At 73.8% G+C, this 19,674-nt stretch carries 15 protein-coding genes; 5 read left to right on the top strand and 10 right to left on the bottom strand.

Annotation, left to right across the window (positions count from 1 at the left end; genetic code table 11):
- The first annotated feature begins 63 nt into the window (after window positions 1-63).
- Both ACZDWJ_RS01185 and ACZDWJ_RS01180 read left to right on the top strand, forming a co-directional pair.
- Window positions 64-1,059 (top strand): ParA family protein, encoded by a 996-nt coding sequence (locus ACZDWJ_RS01185; RefSeq protein ID WP_463519080.1) that lies wholly within the window; start codon window positions 64-66, stop codon window positions 1,057-1,059.
- A complete protein-coding gene (locus ACZDWJ_RS01180; RefSeq protein ID WP_463519079.1) occupies window positions 1,056-2,048 on the top strand; it encodes a ParB/RepB/Spo0J family partition protein in 993 nt (330 codons plus the stop codon). The genes ACZDWJ_RS01185 and ACZDWJ_RS01180 overlap by 4 nt, the downstream gene beginning before the upstream one ends.
- Window positions 2,049-2,100: 52 nt before the next feature.
- On the opposite strand, the gene ACZDWJ_RS01175 is transcribed toward ACZDWJ_RS01180, so the two are convergent.
- Window positions 2,101-2,865 carry a lysophospholipid acyltransferase family protein gene (locus tag ACZDWJ_RS01175; RefSeq protein WP_463519078.1) on the bottom strand — a complete coding sequence of 255 codons (765 nt, stop codon included), beginning with the start codon at window positions 2,863-2,865 and terminating at the stop codon, window positions 2,101-2,103.
- A 2-nt stretch (window positions 2,866-2,867) separates the two neighbouring features.
- Window positions 2,868-4,187 (bottom strand): aminotransferase-like domain-containing protein, encoded by a 1,320-nt coding sequence (locus ACZDWJ_RS01170; RefSeq protein ID WP_463519077.1) that lies wholly within the window; start codon window positions 4,185-4,187, stop codon window positions 2,868-2,870.
- A 99-nt stretch (window positions 4,188-4,286) separates the two neighbouring features.
- Between ACZDWJ_RS01170 and ACZDWJ_RS01165 the strand changes: the two genes are divergently transcribed.
- Window positions 4,287-4,919, top strand: a complete 633-nt coding sequence (locus ACZDWJ_RS01165; protein WP_463519076.1) for a GNAT family N-acetyltransferase — start codon at window positions 4,287-4,289, stop codon at window positions 4,917-4,919.
- A gap of 81 nt (window positions 4,920-5,000) precedes the next feature.
- Here ACZDWJ_RS01165 and trxA read toward each other — a convergent pair whose 3' ends face one another.
- The 7 genes from trxA to ACZDWJ_RS01130 all read right to left on the bottom strand — a co-directional run bounded on the left by trxA (window position 5,001) and on the right by ACZDWJ_RS01130 (window position 14,123).
- A complete protein-coding gene (gene trxA, locus ACZDWJ_RS01160) occupies window positions 5,001-5,327 on the bottom strand; it encodes a thioredoxin (RefSeq protein ID WP_463519075.1) in 327 nt (108 codons plus the stop codon).
- A 98-nt stretch (window positions 5,328-5,425) separates the two neighbouring features.
- A complete protein-coding gene (gene trxB / locus ACZDWJ_RS01155) occupies window positions 5,426-6,445 on the bottom strand; it encodes a thioredoxin-disulfide reductase (RefSeq protein ID WP_463519074.1) in 1,020 nt (339 codons plus the stop codon).
- A gap of 142 nt (window positions 6,446-6,587) precedes the next feature.
- The gene (locus ACZDWJ_RS01150) at window positions 6,588-7,355 is read right to left on the bottom strand and encodes a hypothetical protein (RefSeq protein ID WP_463519073.1); all 768 of its coding nucleotides are present in this window, start codon (window positions 7,353-7,355) and stop codon (window positions 6,588-6,590) included.
- 36 nt (window positions 7,356-7,391) lie between these two features.
- Window positions 7,392-8,087 (bottom strand): RNA polymerase sigma factor SigM, encoded by a 696-nt coding sequence (sigM, locus tag ACZDWJ_RS01145; RefSeq protein ID WP_463519072.1) that lies wholly within the window; start codon window positions 8,085-8,087, stop codon window positions 7,392-7,394.
- Window positions 8,077-10,062: a protein kinase family protein gene (locus ACZDWJ_RS01140; RefSeq protein WP_463519071.1), complete on the bottom strand. Its 1,986-nt coding sequence runs from the start codon at window positions 10,060-10,062 to the stop codon at window positions 8,077-8,079. The genes sigM and ACZDWJ_RS01140 overlap by 11 nt, the downstream gene beginning before the upstream one ends.
- A gap of 60 nt (window positions 10,063-10,122) precedes the next feature.
- Window positions 10,123-11,793: a murein biosynthesis integral membrane protein MurJ gene (gene murJ, locus ACZDWJ_RS01135; protein ID WP_463519070.1), complete on the bottom strand. Its 1,671-nt coding sequence runs from the start codon at window positions 11,791-11,793 to the stop codon at window positions 10,123-10,125.
- A complete protein-coding gene (locus tag ACZDWJ_RS01130) occupies window positions 11,790-14,123 on the bottom strand; it encodes a DUF6049 family protein (protein WP_463519069.1) in 2,334 nt (777 codons plus the stop codon). Before ACZDWJ_RS01130 ends, murJ begins: the two co-directional genes overlap by 4 nt.
- A 46-nt stretch (window positions 14,124-14,169) precedes the next feature.
- On the opposite strand from ACZDWJ_RS01130, the gene ACZDWJ_RS01125 reads away from it, so the two are divergent.
- Both ACZDWJ_RS01125 and ACZDWJ_RS01120 read left to right on the top strand, forming a co-directional pair.
- Window positions 14,170-15,639 carry a CCA tRNA nucleotidyltransferase gene (locus tag ACZDWJ_RS01125; protein WP_463519068.1) on the top strand — a complete coding sequence of 490 codons (1,470 nt, stop codon included), beginning with the start codon at window positions 14,170-14,172 and terminating at the stop codon, window positions 15,637-15,639.
- Window positions 15,640-15,680: 41 nt separating this feature from the next.
- Window positions 15,681-16,151, top strand: coding sequence for an SRPBCC family protein (locus tag ACZDWJ_RS01120; protein ID WP_463519067.1), 471 nt, complete (start codon window positions 15,681-15,683; stop codon window positions 16,149-16,151).
- Window positions 16,152-16,221: 70 nt separating this feature from the next.
- Here the strand turns inward: ACZDWJ_RS01120 and ACZDWJ_RS01115 are convergent, their stop codons facing one another.
- Complete coding sequence (locus tag ACZDWJ_RS01115; RefSeq protein WP_463519066.1) at window positions 16,222-19,491, bottom strand: immune inhibitor A domain-containing protein; 3,270 nt, start codon at window positions 19,489-19,491, stop codon at window positions 16,222-16,224.
- Between the last annotated feature and the right edge of the window lie 183 nt (window positions 19,492-19,674).

The following is a 19,674-nucleotide window of genomic DNA, read 5'->3' as shown; positions in this document are numbered from 1 at the left end:
TCCACACTTCCGGCCGCTGCGTCCACAGGTGAACGCCGTGGGCGTCGCCGAGCCGGAAGCCCCATGTTTCACGTGAAACCAGGAGGTCCGCGAGTGTCCGACGAGACGACTCGGCCGCCCTACACCGTCCGCACTGCGGCCGACCTCGCCGAGAACCCGGCACCCCTGCACGACGACGAGACCCCGTTGGCGCGTGCCGCGGAGCACAGCCTCCTCGTCCGGGAGGGCGCCCGCCTGCGTGCGCCGCTCCCTCGCCCGCGGGAGACGCGGATCTTCGTGGTCGCCAACCAGAAGGGCGGCGTCGGCAAGACCACGACGACCGTGAACGTCGCGGCGGCGCTCGCGCAGCAGGGCCTCCGGGTCCTCGTCGTCGACCTCGACCCCCAGGGCAACGCCTCGACGGCGCTCAACGTCGACCACCACCGGGGCACCCCGTCGACCTACGACGCGCTGGTCGACGGCCGACCGCTGGCCGAGGTCGCCACCGAGTGCCCGGACATCGCGGGCCTGTGGGTCGTGCCCGCGACGATCGACCTCGCCGGCGCCGAGATCGAGCTGGTGTCGGTGGTCGCCCGTGAGGGACGCCTGCGCAAGGCGATCCTCGGGCACCCCCGCGTGGGCGGCGAGGCGGGCGAGGATCGGTTCGACTACGTGCTCATCGACTGCCCGCCCTCCCTCGGCCTGCTCACGCTCAACGCGCTCGTCGCGGGTGCGGAGATGCTGATCCCGATCCAGGCGGAGTACTACGCGCTGGAGGGCCTGGGCCAGCTGCTCGAGACCGTCGAGATGGTCAAGGCGCACCTCAACCCGACCCTCACGGTCTCGACGATCCTCATCACCATGTACGACGCCCGCACGCGCCTCTCCTCCGGCGTGGCCGAGGAGGTGCGCGAGCACTTCGGCCCCCAGGTGCTCAAGACCGCGATCCCCCGCTCGGTACGGGTCTCCGAGGCTCCGTCGTACGCCCAGAGCGTCATGACCTACGATCCTGGCTCGCCCGGCGCCCTCAGCTACCTCGAGGCCGCCCGAGAGATCGCCCTGCGAGGAGTCACCGCGTGAACGCCCAGCGTCCCCCCGTCCGCCGCGGCCTGGGCCGGGGCCTCGGCTCGCTCATCCCGACCGCTCCCGTCGAGGACGCCCCGTCGGCCGGTGAGGCGCCGAGCGCCGCGACGACGCCCGTCGTCGAGCCCGCTCCTGCGGCGACCACCGATGGCGCCCCGCTGGCGCCCGTCGAGGGCGCGTACTTCGCTGAGCTGCCGATCGCCTCGATCGTGCCGAACCGGGTGCAGCCCCGCCAGGTCTTCGACGAGGAGGCGATGGCCGAGCTGGTGCACTCCATCGGCGAGGTCGGGCTGCTGCAGCCGATCGTCGTGCGCTCGATCGGCGAGGGCTCCTACGAGCTCATCATGGGCGAGCGCCGCTGGCGCGCCTCCCAGGAGGCCGGTCTGAGCGTGATCCCGGCGATCGTGCGCCAGACCGAGGACGTCGACATGCTGCGCGACGCCCTGCTGGAGAACCTGCACCGCTCCCAGCTCAACCCGCTGGAGGAGGCCTCGGCCTACGCTCAGCTGCTCGAGGACTTCGGCTGCACCCACGAGGAGCTCGCCCAGCGGATCGGGCGCTCGCGTCCGCAGATCAGCAACACGCTGCGCCTGCTCAAGCTGAGCCCCGCGGTGCAGCGGCGGGTGGCCGCGGGCGTCCTGTCGGCCGGCCACGCCCGCTCCCTGCTCGGCGTCGGCGACGCCGCGGCGCAGGACCGCCTCGCTCAGCGGGTGGTCGCCGAGGGCATCTCCGTGCGCGGCCTGGAGGAGATCGTCGCGCTCGGCGAGCCTGACGACGACCGTCCGGCTCCGCAGCGTCGGGCCAAGCCCACGGCGCCGGGGCTCGCCGACCTCGGGGAGCGCCTCTCCGACCGGCTCGAGACCCGCGTGAAGGTCGACCTGGGTCAGCGCAAGGGCAAGGTCACCGTCGAGTTCGCCTCGCTGGACGACCTGCGGCGCATCGTCGACATCATCGACCCGCGCAATCGCACCGACCGGCCCATCTGACGTCGAAGCGACTGGTCAATATGTCGACATATTGACCAGTCGCTTCGACGGCTCAGGCCTGCTTCTTGGCCCGTCGGCGCTCGGCGCGGGCGCGCTTCTCCGCGGCGTCGAGCGCCTCGGCCTCCTCCGGCGTGGGCGCGGAGCCCCCGAACCGGGCGGGGGTCCACCACGAGCCGGCCGGCCGCTCGTCGGCCGGGTAGCGCTCGATGGTCTCGTCGAGCATCGCGGCCATCCGCTGGCGCAGCTCGGCGGTCTCGGCGGCGGCGTCGACGCCGGTGGGGTGCATCGGCTCCCCCACCGTCAGCGCGATGGTCTTGCCGCGGGAGAAGTCGCGCGGGTGGTCCTTGGTGAGCAGCCGCTGGGTGCCCCAGATGATCACCGGCACGAGCGGGACGCCGGCCTCGGCGGCGATGCGGACCGCGCCGGTCTTGAACTCCTTGAGCTCGAAGGAGCGCGAGATCGTGGCCTCGGGGAAGATGCCGACGGCCTCGCCCGCGCGCAGGTAGTCGACGGCCTTCTCGGCCGAGGCGACGCCGTCGCCGCGGTCGACCTCGATGTGGTGGAAGGACCGCATGACCGGCCCGCCGATCTTGTGGTCGAAGATCTCGCGCTTGGCCATGAAGCGCACCAGGCGCTTGGAGGGGTTGGCCGCCAGGCCGCCGTAGACGAAGTCGACGTACCCGATGTGGTTGTAGGCGAGCATCACGCCGCCCGAGCGCGGGACGTGCTCGGTGCCGTGCATCTGGAAGCGCTGGCCCAGCACCCGGAACGCGGTCTTCGCCGTGACGATCACCGCGGGGTAGGTGTAGTCGCGCATCGTCAGCTCACGTCCGTTCCCGGGCCGTCGTAGCCCTGGTAGCTGGGAAGACCCCGCTCAGGGGCCTGGGCGCCGAAGGTGGCGCGCAGCTCGATCTCGGCCTCGAGGACGCCGGCCAGGCGTCGCACGCCCTCGCGGATGCGCTCGGGCGTCGGATAGCAGTAGGACAGGCGCATCGCGCGGGATCCGAAGCCGTCGGCGAAGAACGCCGTGCCCGGCACGTAGGCCACGCGCGCGGTGACCGCCCGCGGCAGCATCGCCTTGGCGTCGATGCCCGGGGGCAGGGTCAGCCAGACGTAGAAGCCGCCGTCGGGCACGTTCCAGCTGCAGCCGGCCGGCATGAGGTCGTCGAGTGCGGAGACCATGGCGTCGCGACGCTCGCGGTACATCTCGCGGAACTGCTTGATCTGACCCAGCCAGTCGTGGTTCGAGAGGTAGGCCGAGACCGCCATCTGCGAGAACTGCGGCGGGCACAGGGTGGCCGACTCCTGGGCGAGCACCAGCTTCTCGCGCACCGGGTGCGGCGCGAGCGCCCAGCCGACGCGGAAGCCGGGCGCGAAGGTCTTGGAGAAGGAGCCGAGGTAGATGACGCCCTCGGACTCGTCGGCCCGCAGCGCACGGATGGGGTCGCGGTCGAAGCCGAGCAGGCCGTAGGGGTTGTCCTCGAGCACCAGGACGCCCTCGGCCCGACAGATCTCGAGGATCTCGGTGCGTCGCGCGGCCGAGAGCGTGACGCCGGCCGGGTTGTGGAAGTTCGGGATCGTGTAGAGGAACTTGATGGTGCGGCCCGCGGCCTTCACCGAGGCGATCGCCTGCCGGAGGGCCTCGGGCACCAGCCCGTCGGCGTCCATCTCGGCGTGCACGACCTCGGCCTGGTAGGCCTTGAAGACGCCGAGGGCGCCTACGTAGGACGGCGCCTCGCAGATCACGACGTCACCGGGGTCGATGAAGATGCGGGTGACGAGGTCGACGGCCTGCTGGGATCCGACCGTGACGACGACGTCGTCGGGGTGCGCCTCGATGCCCTCCAGACGCATCACCTCGGTGATCTGCTCGCGCAGCTCCGGGACGCCCTGGCCCGAGCCGTACTGCATCGCAATCGGGCCCTGCGTGGCGATGAGGTCGCCGATGGCGCCCCCGACGACGTCGAGGGGCAGCCCGGTGATGTTCGGCATGCCGCCGGCCAGCGAGACCACCTCGGGGCGGCTGGCGACGGCGAAGAGCGCTCGGATCTCGGATGCGGTCATGCCGGCGGTGCGCGCGGCGTAGCGATCGACGAAGGAGTCGAGGCGGGTCTGCGAACGATCGGGTACGGCATCCATGACCCCCCTAGCATGGACGATGGGGGTCTCCCACGCACGCGTGGCCCGCGGTTTGGTCCAGCGTCACACCGGGGATCGCCACCCACGCGAGGAGACGTCATGGCCCGTCGGATCACCCGGCTCACCCTCGACCGGCTGGCCGAGGTCGACTCCCCCTGCCGCACCTGCCTGCACTGGGAGCTCGACCCCGTGCGCCGGGGGCGCGTGCCGGACTGCGAGCGGCCCAGCGAGAAGGACGCCTGGGTCTCGGAGGTGCTGCGCGAGTGGGGCTCGTGCGGCCGCGTCGCGCTGCACGACGGGGCGGTCGTCGGGATGCTGGTCTACGCGCCGGCCGCGTACGTGCCCGGTGCCGCGGGCTTCCCGACCGCGCCGGTCTCCGGCGACGCCGTGCTGCTCACCACCGCCTGGGTCGATCCGGCGCACGCGGGGGGCGGGCTTGGCCGGATGCTGGTGCAGGGCATGGCGCGCGACCTGCTCTCCCGCGGCGGCATCCGCGCCGTCGAGGCGTTCGCCTCGACCTCCGGCCGGGAGCCGTGCCTGCTGCCCGCGTCGTTCCTGGAGGCCGTCGGCTTCCGCACCCACCGGCCGCATCCGCGCACCCCGCGGCTGCGGATGGACCTGCGCTCGGCGCTGAGCTGGCGCGACGAGGTGGAGGCCGCGCTCGAGCGGCTCGTCGGCGTCGTCCGGCCCGCGCCCAGCCCGGCCCCGGTGCGTCGCGCCGACCGCACCTGAGGACTCACCCCAGGACGCACCCGGAACGCACCAGACCCCCGGACCGATGGTCCGGGGGTCTGGAGGGTCGAGCGAGGTGCGTCAGCCGATGAAGTCGGCGAGCTCGTTGAGGAGCGCCGCCTTCGGCTTCGCGCCGACGATGGTCTTCACGACCTCGCCGCCCTGGTAGACGTTCAGCGTCGGGATGCCGGTGACGCGGTAGGTCGAGGGCGTCACGGGGTTCTCGTCGACGTTCATCTTCAGGAACGTGATCTTGTCGGCGTGCGAGCCGGCGATCTCGTCGAGGATCGGGGCCACCTGGCGGCACGGGCCGCACCACTCGGCCCAGAAGTCCACGAGGACCGGCTTGTCGGACTTGAGCACCTGCGCCTCGAACTCGGCGTCGGTGACGGCACTGATGTTGCCCATGGTGGATCCCTTCTCTGGTGGCGTGTCGGGCTCAACGTCGCCTGCTGCGACGTTGTTCCCCGGTGGTCTCGTGAACCCGCGGTGGGGTGAGGTGCGGCTCAGGCGCCGGAGGTCTGGACGACCTCGTCGAGCACCTCGGCGTCGGCGCGGGCCTGCGCCTGCGGCGCGGTGGACGCGACGTGCTCGAGCTCGGCGAGGAAGCGCTCGGCGTCGAGCGCCGCGGCGCAGCCGGTGCCGGCGGCGGTGATCGCCTGGCGGTAGTGGTGGTCGACGAGGTCGCCGGCGGCGAAGACGCCCGGCAGGTTGGTGGCGGTCGAGGGGTGCTTGACGACGACGTAGCCGTTCTCGTCGAGGTCGACCTGGCCGGTGAGCAGCTCGGAGCGGGGGTCGTGCCCGATCGCGATGAACAGGCCGGTGGCCGGGAGGCTGCGGGTCTCGCCGGTGACGGTGTCCTTGAGCGTGACGGACTCCAGGCGGTCCTCGCCGTTGATCTCCTCGACGACGGAGTTCCACTCGATCTCGAGCTTGGGGTCGGCGAAGGCGCGCTCCTGCATGATCTTCGAGGCGCGCAGCTCGTCGCGGCGCACGATCAGGGAGACCTTCGAGCCGAAGCGGGTGAGGAAGGTGGCCTCCTCGATGGCGGAGTCGCCACCGCCGACGACCGCGATGTGCTGGTCGCGGAAGAAGAAGCCGTCGCAGGTGGCGCACCAGGACACGCCGCGGCCGGAGAGCTCCTCCTCGCGCGGCAGGCCCAGCTTGCGGTAGCCCGAGCCCGTCGACAGGATCACCGCGCGCGCCCGGTAGGTGTCGGTGGCGGTGCGGACGATCTTGATCTCGCCGGTGAGGTCGACCTCGACGACGTCGTCGGGGACCAGCTCGGCGCCGAACCGCTCGGCCTGGGCGCGCATCTCGTCCATGAGCGCCGGGCCCATGATGCCGTCGCGGAAGCCGGGGAAGTTCTCGACCTCGGTGGTGTTCATCAGGGCGCCGCCGGCGGTGACCGAGCCCTCGAAGACCAGCGGGGAGAGGCTCGCACGCGCGGCGTAGACGGCCGCGGTGTAGCCCGAGGGGCCCGAGCCGATGATGATCACGTTGCGGACGGTGGCGGTGTCGGACATGGAGTCCAGCTCTCCTCACTCAAGGCTCGCGATCCCGCTGCGGGATCACGTGGGGCACAACCGATCCTAGGCGAGCGGCATTCCGCCCCGAGCCCCGTCCGTGACGCGCGCGACACCGCCCCTCAGGGCGCTCGTCGGGGGCTCAGTCGCGCTGGAGCGTGGTGGAGCGGACGACCTCCGCCGACCCGCACTGCAGCAGGTCGACGACCTGCGTCTGACCGCTGGCCGGCCGGAAGACGAGCACGGCGGGATCGCCGTCGTAGTCGACGAGGACGGGCGTGCCCTCGCCGTACGCGCCCGGTCCGCAGGCGGCGTTGACGCGGGCGTCGAGCGAGAGCGCCTGGCTCCTCGCCGCGCGCTGCACGCCGGGCTGGAGGCGGGCGACCTGGCGCACGAAGCCGGCCTCGGTGAGCGCGGGCGGGGAGGACAGCGCGCTGAGGTCGGAGTCCTTCGCGCTGTACCGGTCGGCGGAGCCGGCTGAGCTCTGCGGCAGCGCGCCGGCGGAGGGCGCGGGCGCGGCGTCCTCGGCCGCGGAGCCGGCGGCGGCGCCGGACGCGGCGTCGCGTCGCGGGTCGCCGTCGGTGCCCGACGAGCCGGACTCCACCTGGGAGCCGCTGGCGGCGTCGGAGCCGCTCGGACCCGGTCCGAACACCCGGGCGCCGACGCCTCCGACGACGACCACGGCGGCGGCCGCGGCGAGGAGGCGGGTGGCGGTGCGGCGTCGGCGTCGCGCCTCGAGGTCGACGACCGGGGCGGTGGCCTCGCCGTCGCGCAGGCGGGCCAGGACGTCGTCGAGGCGGGCCGCGACGTCGACCGGCACGGGGTCGGTGTGGCGGGCGTCGGCGAGCGCGCGGCGCAGCGCGGCCTCGGCGCGCGGGTCGAGCGACTCCTCGGCGGGGTCGTCGGTCATCGGTCCTCCTCTCGGGTGCGGGGGCGGTGGCGTGGCTCAGGCCGGTGGGGCGCGTGAGCCGCCCGAGGATGGGACGGACGGGTCGACCGGACGGTTCCCTGCGGCCGGGGCGGCCGAGGCGTCGTCCTCGTCGAGGTCGAGGAGGTGGGAGAGGAGGCCGAGCAGCCGGGCCCGGCCCCGCGAGCAGCGCGACTTCACGGTGCCGGCGGCGCAGCCGAGGATCGCGGCCGCCTCGGCCACGGAGTGGCCCTCGAGGTCGACGAGCACGATCGCCGCCCGCTGCTCGGCGGGCAGGCTCGCCAGCGCCTCGACGACGGCCTCGCGCCGCTCCCCCGCCACGACGGTGGTGGCGGGGTCGACGGCGGCGTCGGAGACGACGACCCGCCCGCGGGCGCCGTACTCCTCGAGGTCGTCGGGCAGGGCGTCGGCGCGGCGGACCTTGGCCGCGCGGAGGCGGTCGAGGCAGGCGTTGACGACGATGCGGTGCAGCCAGGTGGTGACCGCGGCGTCGCCCCGGTAGGAGTCGGCGCGGCGGTAGGCGGAGATCAGGGCGTCCTGCAGCGCGTCGGCGGCGTCGTCGGCCTGCCCGCAGGTGCGCAGCGCGACCGCCCAGAGCCGGTCGCGATGGCGGGCGAAGAGCGTGGCGAAGGCGTCGTGGTCGCCCGCGACGTGCGCGGCCAGCAGCGAGACGTCGTCGAGCTCGGCGAGGTGCTCGAGGTGCTCAGCGCCCACGGACGCTCACCTCGTCGATCTCCCCGCGGAACCCGCCGTCGGCGGCGGGCAGCGAGGTGAGCCAGACGACGAGGTAGCGGCCGCGGGCGGCGGAGGTCGGCGTCAGGGTGCCGCGCTCGCCGAGGCGGCCCTGGGCGATCGGCGTCAGGCCGTCGACGGAGGCGGGCGCGGTGTCGGAGAGGTAGAGGGAGACGGCGGTGGGGCGGCCGGTGAGCTGGAGGTCGACCGAGGTGACGGTGCGGGTGGCGCCGAGGTCGACGACCAGGCCCAGGCCGGTCTTGAGCCCCCCGGGACCGAGGTTCTGGTCGTAGGTGAGCGTGCGCCAGCCGGTGTCGGCCTTGCCGTCGACGGCCAGCGGCGCCAGCTCGGGGTTCTCCGAGGCCGGCTGGCCCTCGGGGTCGAGGTCGCGCGCGACCAGGCCGGTGAGCACGGCCGCGGGCGTGCTGGAGGCCGACGGGCGCGCGCTGGGCGAGGGGTCGTCGACGGCGCCGAGCGGGCTGCGTCCGCGCACCAGGTTGACGACCACGACCACCGCGAGCAGCAGGAGCAGCGCTGCGAGGAGACCGCCGGCCACGCGCAGCCAGCGACGTCCGGGCACCGCGGAGCCGGCCTCGGCGTGGTCGTCCTCGACGGGCGGGAGGCCGGCGCCGGTGGCGCTGGACTCGAAGGGCCAGAAGTCACGGGCGTCGGCCGCGGCCGCCGCGACGGCGTGGGGTCGAGGACGCCGCTCGGCGGTGTCGGCGAACAGCGGACGCGCGGGCGGCTCGACGAACGGCGGCGGCGGAGCGGGGGGCGGGCCCGGGGCGGCCATCCAGGACACGTCGTCGTCGTCGCCGAAGATCGGCAGGCCGGCCTCGGTGGGCAGGTCGGTGACCGACGCCCCTGCGTCGGGCGCGGCTTCGGGCGCGGCGTCGGACGCGGCAGGAGCCTGTGCGGAGGACTCGACCGCGGCGATCTCGCCGGTGACGTCGTCGGCGCCCGCCGGCGGGTCGCTCAACGGGTCGGCGAGGGGGGCGGTCAGCGGGTCGGCGAGGGCCTCGGTGGGCGGCTCGGGATCGGCCAGCGGGGTGCCGGCCAGCGGCGCGTCGACGCGCGGCCAGGTGCCTGACGAGGCGTCCTCGCGCAGGGCGAACTCCGGCACGGCGGAGAACGAGACGGTCTCGTCGCCGCGCGAGACCAGGCGGGCCACGAGGGTGCGGTCGATGCCCGTGGGGTCGCCGACGAAGTCGGCCAGCGCCTCGGCGACGCCGCGGGCGGTGTCGAGGCCGCGCAGGCCGCGCGCGGTGCCGTAGGGGTTGAGCAGCTCGTCGCAGACCTCGTCGAGGGCCCGCGGGACGCCGGCGCGGACCTGGCGCGGACGCAGCACCCGGCCGTGCTCCTGCGGCGCGGAGGCGACCGCCGAGCCCGAGAGGCCGGCCCACTTGCCGGTGAGCGCGGCGTAGAGGAGCCCGGCGAGGTCGTTGACGTCGCCGCTGAGGGTGCCCGAGCCGGAGCCGTGCAGGGCGGCGTCGACGCACAGGCCGATCAGGCGGATCGAGCCGGTGCGGTCGACGAGGACGGCCTCGGGGTTCAGTCGTCCGTGCGGGACGCCCGCCGCATGGGCGGTGGCGACGGCGGTGGCCACCTCGCTGACCAGCCACGCCGCGGCGCGCGGTCCGAGGGCGCCTCCGGCGGCGAGCATGATGTCGAGCGAGGTGCCCGCACCCCACTCGTTGACGACGAAGCAGACGCCGTCGCGCACGTCGGCGTCGAGGACGCGCAGGATCCGGGGGTCGAGGACCACCGCCGAGCGCCGAGCCGCCTCGAGGAGCTCCTCGGCGCGCGGGTCGTGCTCGGCGATGACGTGGAGGGCGACGTCGCGCTCGAGGACGTCGTCCTGCGCGCGCCAGAAGCGCCCGCCTCCGCTCTCGCTGAGGAGGTCGACGAGGCGATACCGACCGGCGAGCAGGTCACCGGGGCGGTTCGACTGCGGCACGCGCCTCCTCCTCGGCACCCGGGGGCGGCCCGGGGCGGCCGCACCCGGCCATCGTAGGCGTCAGGCCCGAGCGCCGGGACGCAGACGTCGGGTCACGGTGTCGACGATCTCGGTGACCTCGCTCAGGTGCAGCGCGCGAGCCGCCAGGAGCAGGCCGATGCCCTCCACCGCGCCGATGAGCGCGCCGTGCACGAGCGCCACCGGCCAGGCCGGCTCGGCGTCGAGCCGGTGCAGTCCGTAGGCGACGACGCCGGCCGCCAGGGTGGCGACGGCGGTGACCACCAGCAGGCGGACGACGAACCGCGTCAGGCGGCGTCCGTCGAGGCCGCCGGTGCGCCGGCGCAGCACCGAGAAGCCGAGCACGCTGCCGACGAGGTAGGCGGCGGTGTAGGCGCCGACGAGCGCGGGCGCGGTGTGCTGGGGGTCGGTGACCGCGACGAGCGCGACGGCCACGCCGACGTTGACCAGCGCCACCCACAGCTGGTTGAAGAAGACCGTGCGGGTCTCCTCGATCGCGTAGAAGCCGCGCAGCATCAGGTAGTGCACGGTGAACAGCACGATGCCGGGGCCGAAGAGCGCCAGCGTCGGCACCAGCAGGTCGATGTCGGCCTGGGTGCCGGCGGCGCCGTGGAGCATGACGTGCGCGATCGGCGTCGCGACCAGGGGCAGGAGCGCGGCGAAGGGCCCGACCACCACCAGCGCGCTGCGCAGCACCCCGCTGAGGGTGCGCGCCATCCGTGGCAGGTCGTCGTCGGCGGCGCTGCCGGAGAGGTCGGGCAGGGCCGCGGTGGCCAGGGACACGGTGACGACCGAGTGCGGCACCATCACCACGAGGAAGGCGAAGGAGTAGATCGTGTAGCCGGTGCCGGACGCGCCCTCGGCCACGCCGCCGCTGGCCAGGCGGACGAGCACCGCGTACGCGATCTGGTTGACGACGACGAACGCGATCGTCCAGGTGGCCAGCCGGGCGGTGTGCCCCAGGCCGGTGCCGCGCAGGTCGAAGCGCGGGCGCAGCCGGATGCCGGCGGCGCGCAGGTACGGGATCAGGATGAGCAGCTGGGCGGCGATGCCGACCGTCGAGCCGATGCCCAGCAGGGCCTCCTGCGACATCGAGAACGGTCCGCGCACCTCGGCGCCCCGGGCCGGCCCGAAGGTCATCAGGTAGCCGACCAGCACGATCACCGAGATGACGTTGTTGGCGATCGGGGCCCACATCATCGGCCCGAACCGGCCGCGGGCGTTGAGCAGCTGACCGGCCAGCACGAACATGCCGTAGAAGAAGACCTGCGGCAGGCAGTAGCGCGTCAGGTCGACGATCGACTCGCGCTGAGCGGCCAGGCCCGGGGCCCGGTAGGAGTCGCTGAGGTAGACGTCGAGCAGCAGGGGCGCGACGACGACGAGCAGCAGCGTCACGCCGAGGAGGAAGACCACGGCGACCGTGACGACGCGGTCGATGTAGGCGGCGCCCCCGTCGGCGTCCTCCTTGGCGGCCCGCACCAGCTGGGGCACGAGCACGGCGTTGAAGACGCCGCCGGCCAGCAGGATGTAGAGCATGTTCGGGATCGTGTTGGCGATCGTGAACAGCTCGCCGTGCAGCTGGACGCCGAGGGCCGCGGCCAGCAGCCCCGATCGCACGAACCCGCTCAGGCGCGAGACGACGGTGCCGGCGGCCATGAGCGCGCTGGCCGAGAGCAGCCGGCTCGAGGCGGACGGCGCGGCGGGGGTGGTCACGCGGTGGCCTCCGGTGCGTCGGTGGGTGCGTCGGTGGGGGTCTTGGCGCTCGCCGCGCGGCGGGCCCGGGCGCGCAGGCGGCGCAGGGTGCGCACGGCGACGGTGCCGAAGAGCAGCACCAGGCCGACGCCGAGGATCAGCCAGATCACCATCGAGACCTGCGCCGAGCGGATCGGCACCGAGATGCGGCTGCCGAGGGGCCGGTCCTCGCCGTCGGCGAGCATCAGCGTCAGGTTGTGGACGCCGGCCTCCTCGGTGCTGGCCTCGAGGAGCAGGGTGGTGCGGCCGCGGGCCGGCAGGGTGACGGAGTCGGGCACCGAGACGTCGAGCGGGCGGTCGGAGACGGCGTCGACGCGCACGGTCACCGGCACCGGCAGGTCGTTGACGACCGTGGCGCCGAAGCGGCCGCTCGCGCTGGAGAGGGTGACGCCCTTCGGACCGCTGATGCGCACCCGGCCGAGCGTGCGGCGCACCGCCGTCTCGCCGGTGCGCGCTCGCACCAGGGCCGTGCCGGGCGAGGTCCGCGAGCCGTAGGACACCGTGGCCATCGCCTCGCGCTCGACGACCCGGGCGATGCGGTCGTTGAGGGGGAGGATCGCGTCGAGGATGCGGCCGGCGCGGATCATCGCCTCGGCGGCGGAGAAGACCGAGCGCCCGAGCTCGAGGTCGACCTGGGACTCCGGGTACTGCAGGCGGCTGACGGCCAGCGGCTCGGGCGTGCGGCCGACCGACATCGTCGTGACGTCCTCGAGCCGGGTCCACGGCTGACGCAGGCCGGCGGAGAACTGCGCGGTGCGGCGCGGGCTCCAGCCGGTGGGCAGCGTGACCAGCAGCGGACGCTTCGGACCGGGGGCGAGGAGCCGGAGCGCGGCCTCGCTGAGGATGCGCTGGCGCAGGCCGACGTCGCTGAGCGGGTCCCCCGGGCCGGGGCCGCCGCTCTGCGCGGCGGAGGAGGCCAGCAGCGCGGTGCGGTCGTCGGTGCGCACGACGGTGGGCAGCGGACGCGAGGTCTCGGCGCCGTCGTCGCGACGCACCGAGCGGTCGCCGACGACGACGACGTCGCGATCGTCGACCAGGGCGAGCGCCTCACGGCTGAGGTAGCCGGTGGGCGAGGCGACGGCCGGCGTGGCGGTGAGCTCGAGGTCGGCGAGCGCGGAGGTCGTCCGCTCGTGCGCGCGGGTGTAGAGCGAGGGGTCGTTGCGGGCCGTCGCGGAGAGGTCGGGGTCGCCGTAGGGCAGGGCGAGCACGGAGTCGGCCTCGCGCAGGGCGTCGAGGGCCAGGGGCAGCCACCGCTGGGCGGCCGCGGCGGCGCGGGCGACGACCGGGTCGACGTCGTCGTCGGGGGTGGCCGACGCCGACGGGGACGGGCTGCTCGACGCCGAGGCCGACGGGGAGTCGCTGGGGCTGGCGGGGTCCGGCGAGGCGCTCGGCGACGGCTCGCCGTCGCGCTTGAGGTTGCTGGCCAGCGAGCGCGCGGGATCGCCTGCGGCGATCTGGGCGACGGCGTCGAGCACCGCGGGATCGATCAGCCAGGTGGCCTGCGGGATCTCGCGCGAGAGACGGACGAGCCGGTCGAGCCGACCCTCGGGACGCAGGAGCGCGGTCCACTCGCGCAGCCGCCCGACCCGGCCGTCGGCGTCGTAGGCCACGCGCTCGCGCAGCGGCAGCACGATCGAGACCGGCAGCGGGCTGGGGCTGGTGACGCGGGTGGCGCCGCCGGAGGTGGTGCGGGCGGTGCCGAGGAGCGGGAGCAGGGTGCGAGCCCGGCCGTCGGCGGCGTCGTCGCGCCCGTCGGGGCCCTGGCCGAGGGCGTGGACGCCGAACCAGTAGACGCCCTGCCCGCCCAGGCCGAGCAGCCGCTGCGGCACCGCGATGCGGTAGTCGGCCGACTCCCCCGGCTCGAGGGAGTCGATGGTGATCGACGGGCCGCGGTCGGTGATGCGCGCGCCGACGGGCGTCGTGTCGTCGCCCTGGACCGCGGCGGCCAGCTGCTCGGCGGTCGTCAGCGGGGCGGAGGAGACGAAGGGGTAGAGGTTGACGGTGGTCCACGCGACGTCGTCGGTGTTGGTGACCGTGCCGGTGACGACGACGTCGCCCTGCGAGCCCGGGACGATCCGCGAGGGCGTGAGGGTGTCGATGCGCACCTGCAGCGGCTCGTCGTCGGCCCGCGTGGCGGCACGGACGGCCGCCTGGGCCGGTGCGGGAGCGGCGAGCAGGCTGCCGAGCCCGGCCAGGAGGGCGCCGAGGAGGAGCACCACCAGCGCCCGCGCGCCCGGGCCCCGCGCGCCACGGCGCCCCGGGGCGGGGGGCGTCGAGCGGAGGCGGAGCACGCGCCGACTCTAGGCCAGCACCCTGTGCTCGTTAGACTCCCCGCCCGTGTCCACACCGCCCGCTCCCCTCTCCATCGTGGAGGTCCAGCGCGCGGTCAGCGACGAGCTCGACCGCCTCGCCCCGGTCCTCGACGAGCTGGGCCGCCGGTTCGCCGACGCCGGCCACGAGCTCGCGCTGGTGGGCGGTCCGGTGCGCGACGCGATGCTCGGACGCGCGCACCACGACCTCGATCTCACCACCTCGGCGCGCCCGGAGGAGACCGAGCGGCTGATCAAGGGCTGGGCCGACGCCGTCTGGGACATGGGCCGCAGCTTCGGCACCATCGGCTGCCGGCGCGGCGAGTGGCAGGTCGAGATCACCACCTACCGCTCCGAGACCTACGACCCCGACTCCCGCAAGCCCGACGTCGACTTCGGCGACTCCCTCGCCGGCGACCTCGGCCGCCGCGACTTCACCGTCAACGCGATGGCCGTGCGGCTGCCGCAGCGCGAGGTCGTCGACCTCTTCGGCGGCGTCGTCGACCTCGCCCACGGCGTGCTGCGGACGCCGGGCCGCCCCGAGGACTCCTTCTCCGACGACCCGCTGCGGATGATGCGCGCGGCGCGGTTCGCCGCCCAGCTCGGCTTCGAGGTCGATCCCGGCGTCCGCGCGGCGATGAGCGCGATGGCCGACCGCATCGAGATCGTGTCGGCCGAGCGGGTGCGCGACGAGCTGGTGAAGCTGATCTGCGCCCCGCAGCCGGTGCGCGGCCTGCAGGTGCTCGTCGAGACCGGCCTGGCCGCGCGGGTGCTCCCCGAGCTGCCGGCGCTGGCGCTCGAGCGTGACGAGCACCAGCGTCACAAGGACGTCTACGAGCACACCCTGCGCGTGCTCGAGCAGGCCATCGACCTCGAGCCGCGCCTGGGCGGGGGCCCGGACTTCGTCGTCCGCTTCGCCGCCCTGATGCACGACGTCGGCAAGCCGCGCACCCGGCGCTTCCTCGACGACGGCACCGTCACCTTCCACCACCACGACGTCGTCGGCGCGAAGATGACGCGCAAGCGCATGAGGGCGCTGCGGTTCGGCAACGACGAGACCGACGCGGTGGCCCGGCTCGTCGAGCTGCACCTCCGCTTCCACGGCTACGGCACCGGCGAGTGGACCGACTCCGCGGTGCGGCGCTACGTCCGCGACGCCGGCGACCAGCTCGAGCGCCTCCACATCGTCACCCGGGCCGACTGCACCACCCGCAACCAGCGCAAGGCGCAGCGGCTGCGGCGCATCTACGACGACCTCGAGGAGCGCATCGAGCGCCTCTCCGAGGCCGAGGAGCTCGCCGCCATCCGGCCCGACCTCGACGGCACCCAGATCATGGCGATCCTCGGCATCGCGCCGGGCCGCGAGGTCGGCGAGGCCTACCGCCACCTGCTCGAGCTGCGCCTGGACCACGGCCCGATGAGCGAGGAGGACGCCACCGCGGCGCTCCTCGCCTGGTGGGAGCGGCGCGGCGCGGGCGCCGAGGGATCCCCGACCTGAGACGGATCCCCGTGACGCGGTGTCGCGGCTAGGTTGCGGCCATGACGGACACCTACGAGGCCCTCATCGAGGACTCCATCGAGATCGCCGCTCCCCCCGCCCGCGTCTGGGCCCTCGTCACCGACCTCCCCGCGATGTCGGCGCGCAGCCCCCAGGTCGTGCGCACCAAGGTCAAGGGCGGCGTCGTGCGTCAGGGCGCGACGTTCAGCAACCTCAACCGCGACCGCCTCCTCTTCTGGCCCACCTCGGGCAAGGTCGTCGACTTCGAGCCCGAGCGCCGCTTCGCCTTCCGGATCAAGGAGAACCGCACCGTCTGGTCCTTCACCCTCGAGCCCTCGGCCGACGGCGGCACCCGCCTCACCCAGCGCCGCGAGACGCCGCAGGGCATCTCGGACGTCTCGATGCGCCTGACCAAGATCGCCTTCGGTGGTCAGCGGAAGTTCACCGGCGGCCTCAAGGCCGGCATGCGTCAGACCCTGGAGGCGATCAAGGCCGAGGCCGAGCGCGGCTGAGACCCCTCCGCCACAGGCCGACGGCCCCGGATCCATGGCGGATCCGGGGCCGTCGGGTCGTTCGAGGGCCTCAGTAGTCGTAGTCGAACCGGCCGCAGCCCGAGCCGACGGTGAAGCGCACCGTGCCGGTCAGGTCGCCGTCGGACCTCGACGGACCATTGGTCTGCCCGGCCATCTTCAGCACCTTGAACGACAGGCAGCCGAACTTGTGCACCCAGTTCCCGCCGACGTCGGTGTAGTTGTCGACGTAGCCGCTGCCGCCGTCGCTGTAGGTGCTGCGTCCCGAGGCCGCGGTGAAGGCGGCGTCGGCCAGCGTCGGCGTCATCGAGCCGGGCTGGGGGACGGCGTCCACCGGGGTCTGCGCCGGGTGGTCGTCCAGTCCGACGTTGCCGTAGCCGTGCGCCTCGTCGGTGTAGGCGAGGAACAGGCCCGGCTGCCAGCTGATCGGGTCACGGTCGATCTGGCCGCGGCCGTCGAGGTCGAAGCCGGAGCGGTCGCGCATCTCCAGGTAGTAGGCGTGGTCGAAGTCGGTGGCGGGGTCGCCTGCGCCGACGTACTGCCAGCCGTCGGTGCACGCCGGCGAGCCGGCCTGGCCGGGACGGCAGCCGCCGTTGAGCACCCGCGGGTCGTTCGGCCCGCCGCTGGACTCGAAGTCGGTCTTCAGCAGCACCTTCTCCCCCGACGGCGTCGTGGCGGTGAGCCGCACGTCGTCGATGAACCAGCCGGGCAGCGCCAGGCCGGGGTCGGTGGCGTAGCTGAAGCGCAGGACCGGTGCCTTCGCGCCGGCCAGGTCGCTCACGTCGAAGGAGTCGGCGATGAAGATCTGGTCCGGCGAGGTGCCCAGCGTCCGGTCCTTCTGGACGGTGATCGGGTCGGTGTAGCTGGCGCTGGAGCCGGTGATGCCGTTGCCGTACGCGGCCTGGCAGGCGTTGTTGTTCGGGTTGCTGGTGGCGGTGGTGGTCGGCACGCTCCGGGTGGAGGCGTGGGAGGACCAGCTGTCGCCGCCGTCGGGCGAGGTGAGCACGAATCCGTAGTCGAAGTCCCACTCGGTGCTGAAGGACGACTTCATCGACAGGCTCACCGTCGAGCCGGCCGGCAGCCTCTTCAACGCGGGGACGTAGAGGTCGAGGTTGTGGCCGCCGCCGTCGGTGTTGCAGCCGAAGTCGTTGCCGGAGCCGGAGAACCAGGCGTGCTTCTTGCTCGCCTTGTCGCCGGTGTCGAAGGCCGCCGCGTCGATCTGGATGCGGCCGGGCAGCTTGGCGGTGTACATCCGGGAGTTGTGGACGATGCCGTCCGTCCCGTGCTTCAGGGAGTAGGGCTTGCCCGACGCGGTGCGCCAGTGGATGACGCCGGTGTCCTGCTTGGAGTCGGGGATGTCCGCGATCGTCCGCGTGCCCTTCGGCAGCACCTCCGGCACCACCCAGCCGAGCTCCTGGCGGCCGTAGGCGTCGATGTCCTGCGACTTGTCGGTCGACATCAGCGTCCAGTCGTCGTAGTACGTCGCGCTGCCGGTGTTGTAGAAGTCCGGCAGGCCCAGCGAGTGGCCGTACTCGTGGGAGATCACCGAGGCGTGGTCGATGGCGGTCTCGGGGTTGAGGTTGTACGGCCCGACGCGGACGAAGACCTTGTAGGCGGTGCGCTTGGTGGTCTTCTTCGTGAAGGTCTTGTCGGTCCAGTAGAGCGGGCGACCCTCGAGGTCGCTCAGCTGGTCGTCGGTGGTGAAGCCGGGCAGACCGGTGACCGGGTCGGTGGTGGAGTACTCCAGGGAGCTGGAGTTGGGCCACACGTTGTCGTAGGGGGCGCCGCAGGCGAGGTCGCCGCCGAGGCCCTGGGAGGCGCCGTTGCCGCCGCAGCCGGCGAAGACGACCATGAAGAAGTCGACGACGCCGTCCTTGTCGGTGTCGTAGTCGTCGTAGTCGATCTCCGGGTCGGCGAGCGCGGCGGCGTCGGCGACGACCTTCGAGGGGTCGCCGCAGCCGCTGTCGATGTCCTGGAGCGCGGCCACGCCGGTCGCGGAGCCGACCACCGCCGAGCCCTTGCCGTCCTGCCCGTAGTAGCCGGTGGTGCCGGGCAGGTTGTAGACGCCGTCGGTGATGCGGGCGGGGTAGGCCGGCGAGCCCAGCGCGGCCGAGCCGAGGTCGCCGAGGGTGGCGCCGGTGCAGGTGCTGAGCGAGGTGGGGTCGGTCTGGTGCAGCGGGAAGCCGGGCTTGTAGTCGAAGCCCGCGGTCGCGACGCCCGCCGACGGCACGGTGCCGTCGGGGAAGAGCTGCTTGAGCGACATCTCCTGGTAGAGGTTGAAGGTCGAGCCTGGGTTCGCCGGGTCGTCGATGACCTTCTCCAGCGACGCACCGCTGTGGCTCGTGTCGTACGCGCGGTCGAGGTACTGCACCGGCACCACCGGGAAGGGCCGGTCGCCGTAGCGGGCGGTGTCGTAGGAGCCGCCCGGCGGGATCACCTTCGGGCCGTGGCTGGTCGACGTGCTCCGTCGGCCGGCGCTGGTGAGGGTGGCCCGGGTGGACAGGTCGCGCCACACGATCGTCGCGAGCTGGCGCGTGGAGGACGCCCGCTGGTCGAGGACGAGGGTGGCCGTGCGGCCGGCCTTCAGCGACGGCACCCGCCAGGTGACGCGCGAGCCGGAGACCCTGGCGCTGGCCGAGCCGGCCTTGAGGAACCGGGTGCCCCGGGGCGCGGTGAGCGTGAGGCTCGCGCCGGAGATCGTCCGGCTGGTCGGGTTGGTGACCAGCACGCGGGAGGGGTAGCGCTGGCCGGGCTTGACCCAGCCGAGGGAGGAGACGAACCGGTTCTCCACCACGAGTCCGGTGGCCTTCGAGCGCAGGGTGAGGGCGGTCGCACCGGCGTCGTCGGCCTTCCAGCCGTCGGCGGCGTCGGCGTCCAGGGCCCGCACGGCGAGGGTGGCCGGGCCGCGCGAGAGGTCGGCGCCGCGGGTCAGGTCGGACGGCAGGTCGACGGCGAAGGCGCCGGTCTCGTCGGTGGTGACGGCGCGTCGCCCGAGGGTGCGGCCGGTGGCGTCCTGGACCGCGAGGGTGAAGGTGCCCGGGGTCGCAGCCCCGACGCGGCCGAGCGTCGCCCGGGTGACGCGATGGAGGGTGCCCGACACGGTGACCGGGCGGCCGGCCTGGGCCGGCTCGAGGGCGTCGAAGGAGACGGCGAGCAGCTGGCGGTCCAGGGTGCTGCCGGGCCGGGCGACGGGAGCGGCGCTCGCGCCGGAGTCGGCGTCGGCGGGGTGGCCGGCGAGGGAGAGCAGGCTCACCGCGAGGAGACCGGTGGCGACGAGGGCCGCCGGTCGCCGGACGCGGCGGTGGGGAGGACGAGGGGGCATCGAGGGTCCTTGGCGCAGGGAGCGGGGGATGTTCGCTCGCCCAACGACGATGCAGATTCGTTGGTCACGCACCGGATCGAGACGTCACATGAACGTCACACGCCCGCGGCGGCCGCAGATCGTCCCGAACGCGACGCCGTGGGCGCCGTGAGGTCCGAGATCACGAGATTCCTTGGGGTTGGT

The sequence above is a fragment of the Nocardioides sp. B129/18 genome (genome assembly GCF_055282735.1).
This window is presented reverse-complemented; position numbering and strand designations above follow the sequence as displayed.

Bases quoted from the DNA above. Each gene is read 5' to 3' on its own strand.
- ACZDWJ_RS01175 (WP_463519078.1), bottom strand. From the start codon at position 2,865: ATGCGCGACTACACCTACCCCGCGGTGATCGTCACGGCGAAGACCGCG.
- trxA (WP_463519075.1), bottom strand. From the start codon at position 5,327: ATGGGCAACATCAGTGCCGTCACCGACGCCGAGTTCGAGGCGCAGGTG.
- ACZDWJ_RS01185 (WP_463519080.1), top strand. From the start codon at position 64: ATGTTTCACGTGAAACCAGGAGGTCCGCGAGTGTCCGACGAGACGACT.
- ACZDWJ_RS01115 (WP_463519066.1), bottom strand. From the start codon at position 19,491: ATGCCCCCTCGTCCTCCCCACCGCCGCGTCCGGCGACCGGCGGCCCTC.
- ACZDWJ_RS01170 (WP_463519077.1), bottom strand. From the start codon at position 4,187: ATGGATGCCGTACCCGATCGTTCGCAGACCCGCCTCGACTCCTTCGTC.
- trxB (WP_463519074.1), bottom strand. From the start codon at position 6,445: ATGTCCGACACCGCCACCGTCCGCAACGTGATCATCATCGGCTCGGGC.
- ACZDWJ_RS01165 (WP_463519076.1), top strand. From the start codon at position 4,287: ATGGCCCGTCGGATCACCCGGCTCACCCTCGACCGGCTGGCCGAGGTC.
- ACZDWJ_RS01120 (WP_463519067.1), top strand. From the start codon at position 15,681: ATGACGGACACCTACGAGGCCCTCATCGAGGACTCCATCGAGATCGCC.
- ACZDWJ_RS01150 (WP_463519073.1), bottom strand. From the start codon at position 7,355: ATGACCGACGACCCCGCCGAGGAGTCGCTCGACCCGCGCGCCGAGGCC.